Origin of the sequence: Pseudonocardia sp. EC080619-01 (genome assembly GCF_001420995.1) — a bacterium.
GTDB lineage: Bacteria > Actinomycetota > Actinomycetes > Mycobacteriales > Pseudonocardiaceae > Pseudonocardia.
On record NZ_CP012184.1, the window covers coordinates 1,338,403 to 1,358,545 of the forward strand.

Sequence of the window (20,143 nt, forward strand, 5' to 3'; positions counted from 1 at the left end):
GTCCCCGACTCCTAGCGGGCCAGGCCGCGCAGCTGTCGTGAGATCACCGACAGCGTCGCCAGGTCCAGCGACGCCGATCCGCCGATCTCCTCCAGCGCGGTCCGGGCCCGCGACAGCTTCGACGCGTTGGACTGCTCCCAGGCCGCGATCGCCTCGTCGACGTCGGTGCCGGGCGCGGACTCCTGCAGCGCGTCGAGGGTGATCGAGCGCAGCGACCCGTAGAGGTCGTCGCGCAGCGCGAGCCGGGCCAGCGCGTGCCACCGGTCCCCGCGGTCGAGCCGGGACACCGCGGTCAGCGCCTGGTCGACGCCGAGGTGCTCGGAGACCGCGTAGTACAGCTGCGCCACCTCGGCCGCCGGCCGCGGCTCCTTCTCCCGGTCGGACAGCTCGACCAGCTCGACGACGTCGAGCAGGCCGTAGGCGTAGAGCGACAGTGCGGCCGGTTCCACGAGCTGCTCGGGCACCCCGGCCGCCCGCAGCTCCGCCGCGCGTTCCTTCACGGCGTCGAGCTCGCGGCCCTGCAGCAGCTCCGGCAGCCGCTCGCGCAGCTCGGCGATCGGTGCGGCGAACCGGTTGATCTCCGCACCGACGGCGAGGGGCTGCGGCCGGTTGGTGAGGAACCAGCGCGACACCCGGTCGAGCAGTCGCCGGGACTCGAGGACGACGGCGTCGGCGACGGCCACCGGGACGTCCGCGGTCCGCACGGCCTCCCACAGCGCGGGCAGCGCGAACACGCGGGTGGTGACGGCGTAGGCGCGGACGACGTCGTCCGGGCCGGCGGCGATCTCCTCGCCGAGCCGGAACGCGTAGCTGATCCCGGCGCCGTCGACCATCTCGTTGACCAGCCGCGTCCCGATGATCTCGCGGCGCAGCGGGTGGTTGCGGACGGCGTGGTCGTACCGTTCCCGCACCGGGGCCGGGAAGTAGGCGGGCAGCGTCGGCTCGAACGCGGGCCGGTCGGGCAGGTCGGTCTGCAGCAGCCGGTGGGTCAGGTCGAGCTTGGTGTGGGCGAGCAGGGTCGCGAGCTCCGGGCCGGTGAGTCCGAGATCGGCGGCGGCGAGCGCGTCGAACCCGGCGGTGGACGGCAGCACCTCCAGCTCGCGGTCCAGCCCGGCCCGTTCGACGAGGTCGCTGACCATCCGACCGTGCACCGCGACCATCGCGGTGGCGTGTGCGCGGGCGACGCCGAGGACGTCGTTCTGCGCGACGTTGTGGGCCAGGACCAGGTCGGCGACGTCGTCGGTCATCGACGCGAGCAGCTCGTTGCGGGCGGGCCGGTCGAGCGTGCCGTCGGCCACCGGCCGGTCGAGCAGGATCTTGATGTTGACCTCGTGGTCGGAGCAGTCCACACCGGCCGAGTTGTCGATCGCGTCGGTGTTGATCCGGCCGTACTCGCCGTCGCGGCCGCCGGAGCGGGCGAACTCGATCCGGCCGCGCTGGGTGAGACCGAGGTTGCCGCCCTCGCCGACGACGCGGACGCGCAGGTCCCGGCCGTCGACCCGGATCGCGTCGTTGGCCTTGTCCCCGACCTCGGCGTGGGTCTCGACCGACGCCTTGACGTAGGTGCCGATGCCGCCGTTCCACAGCAGGTCCGCGGGGGCGAGCAGGATCGCGTGGATCAGCTCCGGCGGCGACATCCGCGTGACGTCGGCGGGCAGGCCGAGCGCCGTCCGGATCTCCGGCCCGATCGGCACCGACTTCGCCGTCCGCGGCCAGACCCCTCCCCCGGCGCTGATCAGGGAGGCGTCGTAGCTCTCCCAGGTGGAGCGGGGCAGCTCGAACAGCCGGCGCCGCTCGGCGTAGGACGTGGCGGCGTCCGGGGTGGGGTCGACGAACACGTGACGGTGGTCGAACGCGGCGACCAGCCGGATGTGCTCGGACAGCAGCATCCCGTTGCCGAACACGTCACCGGACATGTCCCCGACGCCGACGACGGTGAACTCCTGGCTCTGGGTGTCCAGGTCCAGCTCGCGGAAGTGGTGCTTCACCGACTCCCAGGCGCCGCGGGCGGTGATGCCCATGGCCTTGTGGTCGTAGCCGACGGAGCCGCCGGAGGCGAACGCGTCGCCGAGCCAGAAGCCGTACTCCTCGGAGACCGAGTTGGCCAGGTCGGAGAACGTCGCGGTGCCCTTGTCCGCCGCGACGACCAGGTAGGAGTCGTCCCCGTCGTGCCGGACGACGCCGGGCGGCGGCAGGGTCTCGGTGCTGCCGTCGGCGTGGGTCAGCAGGTTGTCGGTGACGTCGAGCAGGCCGGAGACGAAGGTCCGGTAGCACTCCCGCACGTGGTCGGGGGCGGGCGCGGGCCTGCGGACGACGAACCCGCCCTTCGCCCCGACCGGCACGATGACGGCGTTCTTCACCGCCTGCGCCTTCACGAGCCCGAGGACCTCGGTGCGGTAGTCCTGCTGGCGGTCGGAGAACCGCAGGCCACCGCGGGCGACCGGGCCGAACCGCAGGTGCACGCCCTCGATCCGCGGCGAGTACACGAAGATCTCGAACCGGGGCCGCGGCAGCGGCATGTCCGGGACGGCGGCCGGGTCGAGCTTGAACGAGAAGAACGGCCGGTCGCGGAACCAGTTGGTGCGCAGCGTCGCCTCGATCACGGCGAGCAGCCCGCGCAGGATGCGGTCCGCGTCCAGGCCGCTGACCTGGTCGATCAGCGACGTGACGTTCTCCAGCGCCCGCTGGTGGGCCGCCTCCTGCTCGGCGGCGTCGGGCTTCGCCGGGTCGAACCGGGCCCGGAACAGCGTGATCAGGCCCTCGGCGACCTGCGGGTGGGCGACGAGGACGTTCGCCGTGTACTGCAGGGTGAACAGCCCGCCGAGCTGGCGGGTGTAGCGGCTGTAGGCCCGCAGGACGGCCGCCTCCCGCCAGTGCAGGCCGGCACGCAGGACGAGTGCGGAGAACCGGTCCGACTCGGCGTCGCCACGCCAGGCGGCGGCGAAGGCGTCCTCGAATCGGGTGCCCGCGTCCTCGACGGTGACGGTGGGCACCGCGGGCGCCCCGGACGGCTGCGGGGCGCGCACCCCGAAGTCGTAGAGCCAGCAGCGGCGGCCGTCGGGCCGGACGAACTCGTACGGCCGCTCGTCGACGACGTCGACGTCGAGCTGCTGCAGCAGCGGCAGCACCGCGGTCAGCGTGGCCGGGGCGTCACCGAGGTAGAGGGCGAACCGGATGTCGTCGTCGGCGCTGCGGTAGAGGCGCAGGTCGAACGGCCGGTCCTCGTCCAGCGCCAGCAGCCGCCGCAGATCCTCCACGGCCCGGTGCGGCGCGACGCCCGCCTTGTACGACTCGGGGACGCCGTCGAGCAGCGGCCGGGCGGCCGGCCCGGCGTCCCCGAGGGCGGCGACGAGCAGGTCGTCCCAGGTCCGGGTGGCTTCGGCGACGTGGTCCTGCAGTGCGGGCAGGTCGTAGGCGACCGGCTCGGCGGACGGGTCGGTGGCGACGGTCAGGTGCAGCATCGCCAGCTCGGCGTCGCCGACCTGGGCGGTGTAGGCGACGTCGGTGCCGCCGAGCCGGGTCCGCAGGATCTCGGTGATCCGCAGCCGGGTGTCGGTCGTGTAGCGGTCGCGGGGCAGGTAGACCAGGCAGGACAGGAAGCGGCGGTACGGGTCCGGGTGAACGAACAGCCGGACCGCGCGCCGCCCGCTCGCCTCCAGCACGCCGACGCCGGTCTCCTGCAGCCGCCGCTCCGAGGACGCGAACAGCTCCGCGCGCGGCAGCACCGAGAACACCTCGAGCATCTGCTGGCCCGAGTAGGAGTCGGCAGGGAACCCGGCGCGGCGGATCGCGCCGCGGATCCGGCGGGCGACGACCGGGATGTCGAGGACCGACTCGTGCCGGGCGGGGACGGTCAGCATCCCGAGGAACCGGTGTTCCCCGGTGACGGTGCCGTCGTCGTCGCGGGCGCGGACGCCGACGTAGTACGGGTGCACCGCCCGCAGCACCCGGCTGCGCTCGCTGGCCCGGGTGATCAGGAGGGGGCCGCCGAACTCCTCGGCGCCCTCCTCTCCCTCCCCGGGGAGGAAGACCGCGGCGCCGGCGTCGTCGGGGCGGAGCACGCCGAGCCCGGTGTCGGTGTCGGGCTGCAGGCGGCCCTCGCGCCGGGAGTAGTGCCGGTAGCCGACGAAGACGAAGTGGTCGTCGACGAGCCAGCGGAGCAGCTCGGCGACCTCGGTGGGGTGCACGTCGTCGCCCTCGTGGGGGGCGGTGGCGCTCCCGGCGCCGGTCAGGTCGTCGGCGAGCGCGCGGGCCCGCAACGTCATGGCGGCGGTGTCGTCGATGACCTGGCGGACGTCGGACAGCGTCCGCTCCAGCTCCGCGCGCAGGCGCTCCGGGTCGAGGCCACCCGCGGAGACGACGTCGAGGTGCATCCAGGACTCGGCCCGGGCGTCCCCCGGCTCGCTGGGATCGGCGTCGGTGTCGACGCGGACGAGCGACCCGTCCGGACCGCGGTGGACGACGAGGATGGGGGGCACGACCCGGCGCACCGTCCCGCCCGCGCGACCGACCCCGGCGATGACGGACTCGACCAGGTAGGGCATGTCGTCGGTGACGATGTCGACGGTCGTCGCGTCACCGGGGCCCGCGGTGACGTCGACGACGGCGCGCCCCGGCTCGCGGCGCGCGGCGAGTGCGAGGTGCGCATCGACGACGGGTGCCGGACCGGCCAGCTCGGGGCCGCCGGTGCTCTCCGCCTCGGGGGTGTTCCGCGTGTAGAGGCGGACCAGCTCCGCCGCGGCGCCGCTCCCCGGACGCGGCTCTCCCCCCGCCCGCACCTCGACCCCGGTCGTGCTCCCCGTGCCATCCGTACCGCTGCTCACGTACCACTCCGGCCCCGCGCGTGTGCTGACTCACGCACCCTATCGCCCGGGTACGGCCGCCCGGAGGAACATCAGCGGACGGCGACTGGACCGTTCGCGCAGGTCAGGATCAGATCTCGCGGTATGCGGCCATGGCTCCGGCGAGGAGATCGGCCAGCCCCATGTGCTCAGGAATGTCCTGCGGATCGCCGGACGTCGTGGCGTCGTCGTCGGACGGCACGACGGTAGGGGGCGCGTCGGTCCCGGACGGGGCGTCCGTCGCGGTCGGGGCGTCCGCCGCGATCGGGGTGCCCGCCGCGATCGGGGTGCCCGCCGCGATCGGGGTGCCCGCCGCGGTCGAGGTGCCGGCGGAGCCGGTGCCGTCCGATGCCGGGGATCCGGGCGGTGTGCCTGGACCCGGCCCGCGGGGGCCCGGGTCGCGGAGGCTCGGGTCGTCGTCCGTCCCACCCCGGTCCGCAGGCCCGCTCGACGCGGCCTCCGTGCGCCGGTGCCCGCTCTCGTCGTCCGCACGACGGGAGTCGGGCTCCACCTCCGGGGCGACGTCGCCCGGCACCACGGCCGGGACGTCCCCCGACGCGGCGGCCGACCGGACGGTCCACACCTCGTCGCGCGGTTCCTCGGCCGCGGCGGACCCGTTCCGCACAGCGGCACGGGACGGGCCGACGCGCTTCGGCAACGCCGAGGGTCCCGCCCCTTCCGTCACCGAGGACCAGGCGACCGGCCGACCCGCACGCCCGGTCTCCCCGGGTTCCTCCCCGCCGGTGTCGGGGAGCTCGAGGTGCGCGCGGACGGCGGCCGCCAGCCGCCGATCGTCGCCGTTGCGCCCGGTCCGGGAGATCCGTCCCGGACCGTCCGGGACACGGTCGCCCTGCGCACGGTCGCCGGGCACACCGTCACCCGGCGCCGGCCCGGCACGGACGTCCTGCTCCTGACCGCCGTGCCGTCCGGCCGTCCGGGCCTCGGACACCGGCTCCGGACGCCGCGGCGCGTCGGACCGGCGCCGGCCACCGCTGCCCGGCCGGACCGTCGTCCCGGCCGGGAGCGCGGACGGCTCGGCACCCTCGACCGCCCTGCGGCGGCCGCGGCGTGGCTCCTCCTGCTCCGTCGTCGGGTCCCAGACCGCCGTCATGGCGGGCCCGGCGTCCGCGACGGACGGCGCCGTCCCCGATCCACCACCCGGCACCGGCGCCCCGTCGGGTGCGACCGGGTCCGGCTCACCGGGCGCGCTCGTCGTGACAGGCGCCTCGTCGTCCACGAGCGGTGTGGCCCGGCGCCTCCCGTTCCGGGCTCCGCCGACCGCGGCTGCGGGTCGGGCGAGCGTCGGTTCCGGGACGGGAGCGGACTCGTCGGGGCCGGTCAGCTCGCGGACGATCTCTTCGCCCTCCGCGCCCCGCGGACCGGTGGCGCGCAGCCGCAGCCCGGTTCCCGCCGGGAGGCCACCCCGCCGGACGCGCACCGCGAGATGCGCGGCGAGCGACCGGGCCCAGAGGAGCACGGTCACCCGGTCGGCGTCGGGGAGGGTGATGAGGACGGCGTCGTCCTCGGTGACCGTCGTCCCGGACGGCGGGACCAGCCGCGCCGACCGGACCGCGATCTCGTGCAGGACACCCGCCGGGAGAGGGGCCGGCGCGGGAGCACCGTCCCGGCCGATCAGATCCACCCGGATCGACCGCTCAGCGAGACCGGGGTCGGGTTCGACGGGCGATCCGGCGGGCTCCGGTCCGGAGGTCTTCGGCTCCGCGGCCTTCAGCTCGGACGTCTCCCGCTCGGACGCCGTCGGTGTCTCCCGCTCGGACGCCTCCGGCTCGGACCTCGTCGGCTCGCCTGCCCCCGGCCCCGCGGGCTCCGGTCCGGCGCCGTCCAGGACACCGCCCCCACCGGCGGCTGTGCCGTCGTGCGGGCCGGAATCGACCGGCGCGGCCTCGGCGCGGAGCGCCCCGAGGACGGACGAGCCGTTCGTCGACGCCGACGCCGGTCGCGGGTCGCGGAGCTCGGCGAGCAACGCGTCTCCGAGGGGCGCACCACCGTCGGCACCCGAGACGCCCGAGACCCCGTACCGGGCCCCCTCCGCCCGGTCGAGCACGCCGCTTGCGTCCGGACCGACCGGCGGCAGGCCCCCGAGCGGCGCATCCTGTTCCGCGTCCTCGGCCCGTCCGGTCATCAGGCCCGAGACACCGAGCGGGTCGTCGGGATCGATCGAGCTCGTGCCGCCGGAGGCGGTGAGCGCGGTGTCCCCCGCCCCGGCAGGTCCCTCGTCCGGGAGGACAGCAGGACCCGTCGTCCCGGACACGACCGGATCGGCGGTCCCGTCGCCGCGGATGACGATCTCCGACCGACTCTCCTCCGCCGAGGTCTCGACCGGTGCGCCGGACGGTTCTCCCGTCGGTCCGTCCTCGCGCGGGCGCCCGAGCCCGAACCGCAGTCGTGCCGCCGGTCCGCCGCGTGCCGGGCCCGCAGCGTCGTCGATGTCCGTGCCGGAGCCGGTGCCGGTCGCGGTGCCCGTGCCGGTCGCGGTGCCGGCCACCGCCCGCCGGAACGGCGTGGGCGTCGGCGCGTCTCCGCGGGATCCGGACCACCGGGCACGGCGGCCGGCCGACCCGTCCAGCGGGAGGGCTGCGGCGACGGCATGCCGGAAGCGGCGACCGCGGGCCCGGTCGAGCTGGTCGGCCGCCGTGGCCGCCCGCATCGCCTCCAGCGCCTCGCGGAACCGTCCCGCGCTCTCGTGCAGCTCGGACTGGGCGGTGCGGCACGCGGCGACGAGCGCCGGGACCCCGGCCGCCCCGGCACCGTCCGCCGCCTCGGCCAGGGCACGGGACGCGTGGTCCGCCCGCCCGGCACCGGCGCGAGCCAGGGTCAGCCGCAGCAACACGCCCTGCCGCCCGGCGTCGGCCACGTCCCGCTGGGCCGACGCGGCCCGCACGGCGTCTGCCGGTACCCGGCCGCCGTCGAGGAGCGCGGTGATCCACTGGCTGAGCAGGGCCGCGGCCAGGTGCGCCGACAGGGGGCGGGCGTCGGCGCGGTCCGGCGTCCAGCCGAGCTGCGCGAGCCCGCGGAGCGCGCTGTCGACGGCGAGGTCGTGCTCGCCGCGGGCGCGGTGCACCGACCCGACGACGAGGTCGGCGAAGGCCGACGCCTCACCGCTGAAGGCCGCCCCGCAGGAGGCGACCTCCTCGCGCAGGCGCTGGAGGTCGTCCACCGCAGGCCCGGCGAGCGCGCACCGGACCTGGACGGCGAGCCGGTCGAGCAGGAGCAGCCCCGGCTCCTCCCCGGCACCGTCGTCCGGCAGCCCGGCGACGAGGGCGTGCGCGGTCGCCAGCTCACCGTCGACCTGCGCGACGGTGGCGAGCTCGACCCGCAGCCGAGCGGCCTCGGGCCGGCTCAGCAGTGCGGCACCGGGCGCCCGGACGGGCACGGACGGGACCGCGTCGTCCGGGCGTCCGGTGCCGGTGAGACCGGCGAGGACGGCCGTCGCGACGTCGCGGGCGTCACCGCCGGCGGCATGCCCGTCCAACAGCCAGCCGGCCGCCTGCACCCAGCCGAGATCGTCACTGTCCGCGACCGCGCGGGAACACGCGTGACCGGCGAGCTCCGAGGTCAGCAGCGGACGCTGCCAGCGCAGCGCCGCTGCCGTCCTCAGTTCAGCCGTCGTCGCGTTTCCGCGATCTCCCAGGTGGGACGTCACTTCGCCTCCCGTGACATCACCGGCCCGGTACACCCGCGCCGCCTCGTCGCGTCCGCTCTGCTCAGACAGGACCGACTCGGAGCGGTCCGGCGGAGTGGTGATCAGTCGCGGGTGAGCTTACGGTGCGTGACCCGGTGCGGTCGCGCAGCCTCTGCTCCGAGCCGCTCGATCTTGTTCTTCTCGTACGCCTCGAAGTTGCCCTCGAACCAGAACCACGCCGCCGGGTTCTCGTCCGTGCCCTCCCACGCGAGGATGTGCGTGCAGACCCGGTCCAGGAACCACCGGTCGTGGGAGATGACCACGGCACAGCCGGGGAACTGCTCGAGCGCGTTCTCCAGCGAGCCGAGGGTCTCGACGTCCAGGTCGTTCGTCGGCTCGTCGAGCAGGATCAGGTTGCCGCCCAGCTTCAGCGTGAGCGCCAGGTTCAGCCGGTTCCGCTCACCACCGGAGAGGACCCCCGCCGGCTTCTGCTGGTCGGGTCCCTTGAAACCGAACGCCGCGACGTAGGCCCGGGACGGCATCTCGACGTTGCCGACCTGGATGAAGTCGAGCCCGTCGGAGACGACCTCGAACACCGTCTTCTTCGGGTCGATCCCGCCACGGTTCTGGTCGACGTAGGAGAGCTTCACGGTGTCGCCGACCTTGACCTCGCCGGAGTCCGGCTCCTCCAGCCCGACGATCGTCTTGAACAGGGTCGTCTTACCGACACCGTTCGGGCCGATGACACCGACGATGCCGTTCCGCGGCAGTGTGAAGGACAGGTCCTTGATCAGCTGCCGGCCGTCGAAGCCCTTGTCCAGGTTCGAGACCTCGACGACCTGGTTACCCATGCGCGGGCCCGGCGGGATCTGGATCTCCTCGAAGTCCAGCTTCCGGTGGCGCTCGGCCTCGGCCGCCATCTCGTCGTACCGGTCCAGCCGGGAACGGCTCTTGGCCTGACGGGCCTTCGGGTTGGAGCGGACCCAGGCCAGCTCCTCCTTCAGGCGCTTCTGCAGCTTCGCGTCCTTCTTGCCCTGGACGGCGAGCCGCTCCGCCTTCTTCTCCAGGTAGGTGGAGTAGTTGCCCTCGTAGGGGAACGTGCGACCCCGGTCGAGCTCGAGGATCCAGCCGGCGACGTTGTCGAGGAAGTAGCGGTCGTGCGTGACCGCGAGGACGGCGCCCGGGTAGTTCGCGAGGAACTGCTCGAGCCACAGCACGCTCTCCGCGTCCAGGTGGTTCGTGGGCTCGTCGAGCAGGAGCAGGTCCGGGCTGGAGAGGAGCAGCTTGCACAGCGCGACCCGGCGGCGCTCACCACCGGAGAGGTGCCCGACCTCGGCATCCCCCGGCGGGCAGCGCAGGGCGTCCATCGCCTGCTCCAGCTGGGAGTCGAGCTCCCAGGCGTCGGCGTGGTCGAGCTCCTCCTGGAGCTTGCCCATCTCCTCCATCAGCTCGTCGGTGTAGTTCGTCGCCATCTCCTCGGCGATGGCGTTGTACCGATCGAGCTTGACCTTGACGTCGCCCAGCCCCTCCTCGACGTTGCCGAGGACGGTCTTCTCCTCGTTGAGGGGCGGCTCCTGCTGGAGGATGCCGACCGTCGCTCCGGGCTTCAGGAACGCGTCACCGTTGTTCGCGTTCTCCAGCCCTGCCATGATCTTGAGGACGGTCGACTTCCCGGCCCCGTTCGGGCCCACGACGCCGATCTTCGCCCCCGGCAGGAAGCTGATCGACGCGTTCTCCAGGATGACCTTGTCGCCGTGCGCCTTGCGCACGTTCCGCATCGTGTAAATCAGGTCCGCCACGCCCCCGATGGTAGTTCGACGGCCGTCAGCGTCCGGAAGCCGGTACGGCGGCGACCTCACGCGGAGTCTCCTCGCCGCCGTCGGGCGCTGCGCCGAACGGGGCATCGCCGTCCTCCGTCATGCCGTCGAGGGCCTCCGACGGCACCTCCCAGTCGTCGACCGGTCGCTGGTCGCGGCCGGGCTCACGGTCGGGGCCGCTCACCGGCCGCGGCGGGACCAGCACCGGCGAGCACCGCAGATCGAGGCCCACGCTGATCGGGTCGATCTTCGGGGTCTTGCGCAGGACGTTGTCGCGATCGAGCCACTCCTCGACGAAGAGCCGGCCGACGACGATGACCGCGTGCCCCTTGTCCAGGGTCTGCGCGGCGTGCTCGGCCAGCCTCCGCCAGCACGTCACCGTGTAGTAGGTCTTGGCGACGTCACGCCACTCGCCGCTGCTGTCGTCGCGCCGGCGATAGTTCTCGGCGACCGTCAGGTCCAGCACCGGCCGCCCACTGTGGGTGTAGCGGAGCTGGGGCTTGCGGGTCAGGTTGCCGACGACGGTGATCTGGTTGCTGCTCACGGGACCCTCCGGGGGTGGACGTCGAGTCGATGTCCCGTCGAGCATCCCGCCGCCGGACGCTTCCGGATCGGTCTTCCGGCAGGGTGTGGATGGTTCGGCCACTTGTGGATGCGAGACCGGCTCCGGCCGGCCCGATGGCGTTCATCGTCGGCCTCGTGTGCAGCTCTCCACGTGACCGTGTCCGACGTGCCGTCACTGCCGCGGGCCCTCCGTCGACGAGGTCCGAACCGGTCCGGGAGAACCGCGCCGGAGCACAGGATTCGCGAAGCCCCGCGAGCTCGACATCGCAACTCGCTCCTCGCCGGCCCACCGGACCAGAGCTCCTGTCCGGTGCCGACGGCAGCCGCGTTCCGCGGAACGCCGGGCCCGCTCGTGGCGACCACTGCTTTCCGGGACCTGGTCCGCGTCGAGGTGAGGTCCTCGCACGAGCAGGCAGGTGACCCGGATCTGCGTTCCGCGGAACGCTCCCCGGACCACACCGGGCTGCGCCCGAATCCGGTCACGAGCTCCACGCCGATATCAGGCAGGCGGTCCGCAGGCGGTGCAGCCACGCTGTACGGATGCCCGGCGTCCACCCTGCTGTACCGCTCGTGGCGCTCATTGTCATCGCGGGCCCCCGGGTCCGCGTCCCTGCCCACCCACGGACGATGTCCCGCTCGCCGCCGCCTGCCCATATCCGTCTGCCGCTGGAACAACGGGATCCGGAACGGCTTGCTGTCTGCGCGGCCGACCGGATGCGGCCAGGGACGTCCGGAGCGCGCACCGCCGACACCAAGACCTCGGGAGGCCGTTCTGTCTCCGTGATGGAGCCAGGCACAGACGCCATCCGCGCCGAGGTGCTCGGGCACCCGCGACACCGCGACGCGTCACGGCCGCAGAGCAAGCGCTGAGCCTCCTGGGCAGGAGCGTTCCGCGGAACGCAGCTGCCGCTCACGGGCTGAAACAGCGGGTTCGACGACGGCCGCTGCCCGGCCGAGGTGGTCCGCCGCTCCGTCGCGTTCCGCGGAACGCACACGGCTCCCGCTGGAACAGGGACATGCCCACCGGTCCCGGATACCCCGGGGGTGGCACCCGTTCTCAGCTCGGGTGCCGACGACGGTGCACTCTCCTCACACCCGCCCGGCCCGACCAGCCTCCGCCGGCGCCACCGGCGCCGCCGGCGTGAACGACCTGGGGGACGCCGTGCGGGCGCGTTCCGCGGAACGCGGCCCTGGCAACGTTGCGCCGACCTGGCAGCGTTCCGCGGACCTGGCGGCGTTCCGCGGACCTGGCAGCGTTGCGCGGTCCTCGCGGCGTTCCGCGGTCCTGACGGTGTCCCGCGGACCTGGCGGCGTCCCGCGGAACGCACGACGACCCCAGACCACACACCCATCCGGCGTCGACGACACCCCAGGACCCACGCCCCGGACCCACCGGCAGAAACCGGGCCTAGAACGCAGAAAATCCCCCGGACCGAAACGGTCCGGGGGATCCCCTGAAATGTTGAATGTCGGCGGCGACCTACTCTCCCACACCCTGTCGAGTGCAGTACCATCGGCGCAGGAAGGCTTAGCTACCGGGTTCGGAATGGGACCGGGCGTTCCCCTACCGCCATAACCACCGACAACACTATCCAATTACATCCCCACACCCCCTCACACCCCACACCACGGTGGGACACAAGAAGACCCAGGAAACAGAGACCACACAACCAAGGGTTGTGGACTCAGGGTCACACAGTGGATGCGAACAACATGTTGTGGCAAGCCCTCGGCCTATTAGTACCGGTCAACTCCACCCCTCACAAGGCTTCCATCTCCGGCCTATCAACCCAGTCATCTACTGGGAGCCTTACCCACTCAAGGTGGTGGGAGACCTCATCTTGGAACAGGCTTCCCGCTTAGATGCCTTCAGCGGTTATCCCTCCCGAACATAGCCAACCAGCCGTGCCCCTGGCGGGACAACTGGCACACCAGAGGTTCGTCCGTCCCGGTCCTCTCGTACTAGGGACAGCCTTCCTCAAGTCTCCAACGCGCGCGGCGGATAGGGACCGAACTGTCTCACGACGTTCTAAACCCAGCTCGCGTACCGCTTTAATGGGCGAACAGCCCAACCCTTGGGACCTACTCCAGCCCCAGGATGCGACGAGCCGACATCGAGGTGCCAAACCATGCCGTCGATATGGACTCTTGGGCAAGATCAGCCTGTTATCCCCGGGGTACCTTTTATCCGTTGAGCGACACCCCTTCCACCAGGAGGTGCCGGATCACTAGTCCCGACTTTCGTCCCTGCTCGACCCGTCAGTCTCACAGTCAAGCTCCCTTGTGCACTTACACTCAACACCTGATTGCCAACCAGGCTGAGGGAACCTTTGGGCGCCTCCGTTACTCTTTAGGAGGCAACCGCCCCAGTTAAACTACCCACCAGGCACTGTCCCTGAACCAGATCATGGCCCGAGGTTCAGACACCCAATTCGACCAGAGTGGTATTTCAACAACGACTCCACCGCCACTAGCGTGACGACTTCACAGTCTCCCACCTATCCTACACAAGCCGAACCGAGCATCAATACCAAGCTATAGTAAAGATCCCGGGGTCTTTCCGTCCTGCCGCGCGTAACGAGCATCTTTACTCGTAATGCAATTTCGCCGAGTCTGTGGTCGAGACAGCGCCCAAGTCGTTACGCCATTCGTGCAGGTCGGAACTTACCCGACAAGGAATTTCGCTACCTTAGGATGGTTATAGTTACCACCGCCGTTTACTGGCGCTTAAATTCTCCGCTTCGCCCCCAAAGGAGCTAACAGGTCCTCTTAACGTTCCAGCACCGGGCAGGCGTCAGTCCGTATACATCGTCTTGCGACTTCGCACGGACCTGTGTTTTTAGTAAACAGTCGCTTGGGCCTGGTCTCTGCGACCACCCACCCCTAGCCCGCAAAGGGGCTTCAAGGCAGATGGCCCTCCTTCTCCCGAAGTTACGGAGGTATTTTGCCGAATTCCTTAACCACAGTTCGCTCGATCGCCTCGGTATTCTCTACCTGACCACCTGTGTCGGTTTGGGGTACGGGCCGCAACAGCACTCGCTAGAGGCTTTTCTCGACAGCATGGGATCACCCTCTTCGCCTCAATCGGCTACGCATCACCTCTCACCCTCAATGAGCCCCGGATTTACCTAGGACTCGGGCTACAGGCTTACACCACGACAACCACCGCGTGGCGGAGCTACCCTCCTGCGTCACCCCATCACTTGCCTACTACCGGATCGGATCCCACGCTCCCCCACAAACAACACTCCCGAAGGAGCGAAGGTGGGTTCGGATGGTTAGCATCACCGGCCCCGGCATGGACGCACTATCACGAGCACGGGAATATCAACCCGTTGTCCATCGACTACGCCTGACGGCCTCGCCTTAGGTCCCGGCTCACCCTGGGCGGAACAACCTGGCCCAGGAACCCTTGGTCATCCGGCGGCAGAGATTCTCACTCTGCATTCGCTACTCATGCCTGCATTCTCACTCCCACACCCTCCACCCGTAAATCACTCCCGGGCTTCACCAGATGCAGGACGCTCCCCTACCCAACAACACCACAAGATGTCATTGCCACGGCTTCGGCGGTGCGCTTGAGCCCCGCTACATTGTCGGCGCAGGACCACTTGACCAGTGAGCTATTACGCACTCTTTCAAGGGTGGCTGCTTCTAAGCCAACCTCCTGGTTGTCCGGGCGATCCCACATCCTTTCCCACTTAGCGCACGCTTAGGGGCCTTAGCCGGTGATCTGGGCTGTTTCCCTCTCGACCACGAAGCTTATCCCCCGCAGTCTCACTGCCGCGCTCTCACTCACCGGCATTCGGAGTTTGGCTGACTTCGGTAAGCTTGTCGGCCCCCTAGGCCATCCAGTGCTCTACCTCCGATGAGAAACACACGACGCTGCACCTAAATGCATTTCGGGGAGAACCAGCTATCACGAAGTTTGATTGGCCTTTCACCCCTACCCACAGCTCATCCCCCAGGTTTTCAACCCTGGTGGGTTCGGGCCTCCACGACGTCTTACCGACGCTTCACCCTGGCCATGGGTAGATCACTCCGCTTCGGGTCTACACCCCGCGACTCCACCGCCCTATTCGGACTCGCTTTCGCTACGGCTACCCCACAACGGGTTAACCTCGCCACGAAGCATAACTCGCAGGCTCATTCTTCAAAAGGCACGCCATCACCCTGCAGCACAAGACTGCTCCAGGCTCTGACGGCTTGTAAGCACACGGTTTCAGGTACTATTTCACTCCCCTCCCGGGGTACTTTTCACCTTTCCCTCACGGTACTAGTCCGCTATCGGTCACCAGGTAGTATTTAGGCTTGACGGGTGGTCCCGCCAGATTCACAGCAAATTCCACGAGCTCGCTGCTACTCGAGAACAATGCCCACGACCAGACTCATGCTTTCGCGTACGGGGCTCTCACCCACTACGGCCGACCATCCCAGAGTCGTTCCGCTAACACAAACACTGGACCGTCCCATCCTCGGCAGAAGATGAACAGCACGTCTCACAACCCCGCATCCGCAACACCTGCCAGCTTGACACGGACACGGTTTAGCCTCTTCCGCTTTCGCTCGCCACTACTCACGGAATCACTGTTGTTTTCTCTTCCTGTGGGTACTGAGATGTTTCACTTCCCCACGTTCCCTCCACGCACCCTATGAATTCAGGTACGGGTAACACCCCATGACGGGTGCTGGGTTTCCCCATTCGGACACCCTCGGATCACAGTTCGGTTGACAACTCCCCGAGGACTATCGCGGCCTCCCACGTCCTTCATCGGCTCCTGATGCCCAGGCATCCACCATGTGCTCTTAACAACTTGACCACAACAAGATGCTCGCATCCACTATGCAACACTCAACCCACAACCACAGAAGACCCCAGGCAACCACCACCCCCAACCAGAAGGCGTTAGGACAACCCAGAACCCACGCGGCCAAAGACAACACCCACCAAACCGGTGTCCCCTCAGGACCCAACAGTGTGCCGAACCACAGCCTGACGTTCGTTGCGTTCCACCCAGTCACACCCGACCCACACTCGGGGCCGACAGTGCGATCTCAGTTAAGGAACCAACACATTCCCACATTTCAGAAGAAACGAAAGAAACGAGCCGGTGCCCCACCACATGGTGAGACTCCTTAGAAAGGAGGTGATCCAGCCGCACCTTCCGGTACGGCTACCTTGTTACGACTTCGTCCCAATCGCCAGTCCCACCTTCGACGACTCCCTCCACAAGGGTTGGGCCGCCGGCTTCGGGTGTTACCAACTTTCGTGACGTGACGGGCGGTGTGTACAAGGCCCGGGAACGTATTCACCGCAGCGTTGCTGATCTGCGATTACTAGCGACTCCAACTTCACGGGGTCGAGTTGCAGACCCCGATCCGAACTGAGACTCACTTTAAGGGATTCGCTCCACCTCACGGTCTCGCAGCCCTCTGTATGAGCCATTGTAGCATGTGTGAAGCCCTGGACATAAGAGGCATGATGACTTGACGTCATCCCCACCTTCCTCCGAGTTGACCCCGGCAGTCTCCCATGAGTCCCCACCACTACGTGCTGGCAACATGGAATAAGGGTTGCGCTCGTTGCGGGACTTAACCCAACATCTCACGACACGAGCTGACGACAGCCATGCACCACCTGCACACAGGCCACAAGGGAAACGACATCTCTGCCGCGATCCTGTGCATGTCAAACCCAGGTAAGGTTCTTCGCGTTGCATCGAATTAATCCACATGCTCCGCCGCTTGTGCGGGCCCCCGTCAATTCCTTTGAGTTTTAGCCTTGCGGCCGTACTCCCCAGGCGGGGCGCTTAATGCGTTAGCTGCGGCGCAGAAACCGTGGAATGGTCCCCACACCTAGCGCCCAACGTTTACGGCGTGGACTACCAGGGTATCTAATCCTGTTCGCTCCCCACGCTTTCGCTCCTCAGCGTCAGTATCGGCCCAGAGACCCGCCTTCGCCACCGGTGTTCCTCCTGATATCTGCGCATTTCACCGCTACACCAGGAATTCCAGTCTCCCCTGCCGAACTCAAGTGATGCCCGTATCGACCGCACGCTCAGAGTTAAGCCCCAAGTTTTCACGGCCGACGCGACACACCGCCTACGAGCTCTTTACGCCCAATAATTCCGGACAACGCTCGCACCCTACGTGTTACCGCGGCTGCTGGCACGTAGTTGGCCGGTGCTTCTTCTCCAGGTACCGTCACAAAAGCTTCGTCCCTGGCGAAAGAGGTTTACAACCCGAAGGCCGTCATCCCCCACGCGGCGTCGCTGCGTCAGGCTTCCGCCCATTGCGCAATATTCCCCACTGCTGCCTCCCGTAGGAGTCTGGGCCGTGTCTCAGTCCCAGTGTGGCCGGTCGCCCTCTCAGGCCGGCTACCCGTCACCGCCTTGGTAGGCCATCACCCCACCAACAAGCTGATAGGCCGCGGGCCCATCCCCCACCGAAAAAACTTTCCACCACTCAACATGCGTTGAGAGGTCCTATCCGGTATTAGACCCAGTTTCCCGGGCTTATCCCAGAGTGGAGGGCAGGTCACCCACGTGTTACTCACCCGTTCGCCGCTCGTGTACCCCCGAAAGGGCCTTACCGCTCGACTTGCATGTGTTAAGCACGCCGCCAGCGTTCGTCCTGAGCCAGGATCAAACTCTCCAACAAAAACCCTGACTTACAAACAACTGGCCCACCAGCACGACGGGGTCGCACCGGCAGCCAAACAAACAATCTGGCACAAAAACGCCAAACCATATAATAGCTCGACACACTGTTGAGTTCTCAAAAGACACCCGCACCACCATCACCGATCTCCCGACCGGATCCAGAAGGCGGATCGCCTTGACCCCACCACCGTAAACCCACAACAAACTCGAAGGCCGACCGGGGGGTCGTAGTGGCCAGCGGGCCTGTTGACCGGGCCTCCAGGGCCCGTTCTGTCCGGCTCACTCGCTGACAGGAAGAAAGTTACGGCACGCCCTGTGGGCGCGTCAAACCGGGGTCGAAAACGCCCGCTGACCTGCGCGAACACGGCCCCAGGCCGCACAGCAGCGCGGACGAACCCGACCCTGTCGCACGACGAACGGTCGTGCTGACGGGCTCCCTCCGGATACTGGTTGACCAGCGCCGATCGCGCAAGAGGAAGCCCGGATCGGGGCCCGCGCGGGCCGTCCGCGCTGTCGTTCGTCTCGTGGACGCCCGATCTCCAACTTCTTTCAAGATTTTTTTCGACCGTCCGTCGCGGGCCCGGGGTACGACGAGCGGCAGGTGGGCGGCACGCGTCCGCTCGGCACGGGTCTCGACCCCACTCGAAGACGATCATCGGCTGTGGGCGGCCGTTCGTCGCGGTCCGGCCGTTCCATCGGCCACCTGTACGCGACACTCCCCCGGTGCCCTTCGACGGAGACGTCCTCCCGCCGGTGCTTCACCGGCTGCGTGCCGACGACGGCCCGACCGCCGCACAGTGGTGCCGCGCGCCCGGGGCGAGCGCACGCGTGCGGGCGACCGTCACCGGTATCGGGGCCGCCCTGGAGGCCGGGGACGGTGCGTTCGCCCTCGTGGCCGCGTCGCCCCTCGCCCTTCCGGTGCGCACGCGGTCCGTCGAGCGCGTCGCCGTCCCGCTCGTCCTCCCGCTCCTGCAGGACATGGACGGGCTGCTCGCCGAGATCCGGCGGGTGCTCGCCCCGCACGGGCTGCTGTCCCTGCTCCTCCCGGCCCCGGCGTCGTGGGGCTGGCGCGGACGGCACCTCCGGCAGGCGGTCCGCGAGGCGTGGCGGCACCGGTCGGCCGTCGAGCATCCGGAGTGGCTGGCGTCGTCGGCGGACTTCGCGGTCCTCGCCGACGACCGGCTGAGCTTCCGGCTCACCGACGGGGGTGCGGAGCCGGCGGGCGACGTGGCGGAGCTGTGCGCGGCGGGCGTCTACCCGCCCGATCTCCCCGCGGAGACCCGGGCGGAACTCGCTGTGCACCGCTCGGCGGCGCGGACGGTCCGCCTGCGCCGGATCGTGGCCCGCCGCTGACGCGAGCGTGCGGGCGGGGCGGTGTCGGTGCCCGTCCCGCCGTCGGGTTTCCCGGCCCGCCCGGACCTCACCCGTGGACGGGGCCGCCCGGCGTCGTCCTCAGTTGGAGGTCGCGATCTCCTTGGCCGCGCCGGCCGTCTCGAGGGGCTGCGTCGCCACCTCGGGGACGTCGACGACGTCCGCCACGATCGCGGTGATGTTGTCCGGGCCGCCGCCCTCGTTCGAGAGCTCGACGAGACGCTCGACCACGGCGTCCGGCTCCGTCCCCGACGCCAGCTCGCGCAGGAGCGCGGCGTCGTCGAGGACGGCGGTGACGCCGTCCGAGCACAGCAGGAAACGGTCACCCTCGACGATCTCGACGCGGTCGAGGTCCGGCTCCGGCGCGTGATCGGTGCTCAGCGCCCGCATCAGCACCGAGCGCCGAGGATGGTGCGCGGCCTCCTCGGCGGTGATCTGCCCCTGGTCGACCAGCTGCTGCACCATCGTGTGGTCGTGCGTGAGCTGCGCGAGCTCACCCTCACGGAGCCGGTAGATGCGCGAGTCACCGATGTGCGCGAGCGCCAGGTGCTCGCCCGTCAGCACCAGCGACACGACGGTCGTGCCCATGCCCCGGGTCTCCGGGTCCTCCCCCGCACGGCGGGCGAGGCGGTCGGTGGCGTCCTCCAGGGCGGAGTTCAGCTCGGCATCGAGGTCGATGTCGCTGAGGTCCTCGGGGAGGCGGGCCTCCATCTCGGTGAAGGCCGAGACCGTCATCGCGCTCGCGATCTCGCCGTGGGCGTGCCCGCCCATCCCGTCGGCCACGATCAGCAGCCGGCCCGTCGTCGCGCCGGAGTCCTGGTTCGACGTCCGGCGACGACCCACATCCGACCTGATCGCGGATCGCAGTCCCAGAACCATGGGCACAGTATGGACGTCACGGTCCGTCAGCGTCGCAGGCGAGGCCCCTTCGGCGTGCTCTTCAACCGGACGGATGGTGGTCGGGGGCGTCTCGCGGCCCGTCGGACCGCCGTCGGACGGCCGTCGGACCGCCCCGGAGGCCGATGTCGGATGGCTGATCACTTGCGCGTGTCGCTACCGTGGGCGGCGTCCGGGGAGACCCGGGACATGCCCTCGTAGCTCAGCTGGACAGAGCAAGAGCCTTCTAATCTCTAGGTCGCAGGTTCGAGTCCTGCCGGGGGCACACACGGCACACCGGCTCCGTCCCACGACGGATCGTCGGTCGCCCGGACGGAGCCGCTCCGGTGCTACTTTCCGTCGGTCCCG

6 protein-coding genes, 1 tRNA gene and 3 rRNA genes are annotated in these 20,143 nt (G+C 69.6%); 2 read left to right on the plus strand and 8 right to left on the minus strand.

Annotated features, from left to right (window positions below; all coding sequences use genetic code 11):
- Positions 1-11: 11 nt before the first annotated feature.
- The 7 genes from AD017_RS06195 to AD017_RS06225 form a co-directional block, all read right to left on the minus strand.
- Positions 12-4,823 (minus strand): NAD-glutamate dehydrogenase, encoded by a 4,812-nt coding sequence (locus AD017_RS06195; RefSeq protein WP_227012674.1) that lies wholly within the window; start codon positions 4,821-4,823, stop codon positions 12-14.
- Between the two features lie 109 nt (positions 4,824-4,932).
- The gene (locus AD017_RS06200; RefSeq protein ID WP_145986079.1) at positions 4,933-8,505 is read right to left on the minus strand and encodes a hypothetical protein; all 3,573 of its coding nucleotides are present in this window, start codon (positions 8,503-8,505) and stop codon (positions 4,933-4,935) included.
- 101 nt (positions 8,506-8,606) lie between these two features.
- Positions 8,607-10,283 (minus strand): energy-dependent translational throttle protein EttA, encoded by a 1,677-nt coding sequence (gene ettA / locus AD017_RS06205; RefSeq protein ID WP_010225779.1) that lies wholly within the window; start codon positions 10,281-10,283, stop codon positions 8,607-8,609.
- Positions 10,284-10,308: 25 nt separating this feature from the next.
- Positions 10,309-10,845: a single-stranded DNA-binding protein gene (locus tag AD017_RS06210; protein ID WP_060573418.1), complete on the minus strand. Its 537-nt coding sequence runs from the start codon at positions 10,843-10,845 to the stop codon at positions 10,309-10,311.
- Positions 10,846-12,332: 1,487 nt separating this feature from the next.
- A 5S ribosomal RNA gene (gene rrf, locus AD017_RS06215) occupies positions 12,333-12,449 on the minus strand.
- A gap of 133 nt (positions 12,450-12,582) precedes the next feature.
- Positions 12,583-15,685: ribosomal RNA gene (locus AD017_RS06220) — 23S ribosomal RNA — on the minus strand.
- Between the two features lie 320 nt (positions 15,686-16,005).
- A 16S ribosomal RNA gene (locus AD017_RS06225) occupies positions 16,006-17,525 on the minus strand.
- The 16S, 23S and 5S rRNA genes sit together here, the layout of an rRNA operon.
- A gap of 725 nt (positions 17,526-18,250) precedes the next feature.
- On the opposite strand from AD017_RS06225, the gene AD017_RS06230 reads away from it, so the two are divergent.
- Entirely contained in the window at positions 18,251-18,880 is a 630-nt protein-coding gene (locus AD017_RS06230) for a methyltransferase domain-containing protein (RefSeq protein WP_060573420.1), read from the plus strand.
- 99 nt (positions 18,881-18,979) lie between these two features.
- Here the strand turns inward: AD017_RS06230 and AD017_RS06235 are convergent, their stop codons facing one another.
- A complete protein-coding gene (locus AD017_RS06235; protein ID WP_050802321.1) occupies positions 18,980-19,777 on the minus strand; it encodes a Stp1/IreP family PP2C-type Ser/Thr phosphatase in 798 nt (265 codons plus the stop codon).
- A gap of 209 nt (positions 19,778-19,986) precedes the next feature.
- On the opposite strand from AD017_RS06235, the gene AD017_RS06240 reads away from it, so the two are divergent.
- A tRNA-Arg gene (locus AD017_RS06240) sits at positions 19,987-20,060 on the plus strand.
- Positions 20,061-20,143 lie beyond the last annotated feature (83 nt).

Bases quoted from the DNA above. Each gene is read 5' to 3' on its own strand.
- AD017_RS06235 (WP_050802321.1), bottom strand. From the start codon at position 19,777: ATGGTTCTGGGACTGCGATCCGCGATCAGGTCGGATGTGGGTCGTCGC.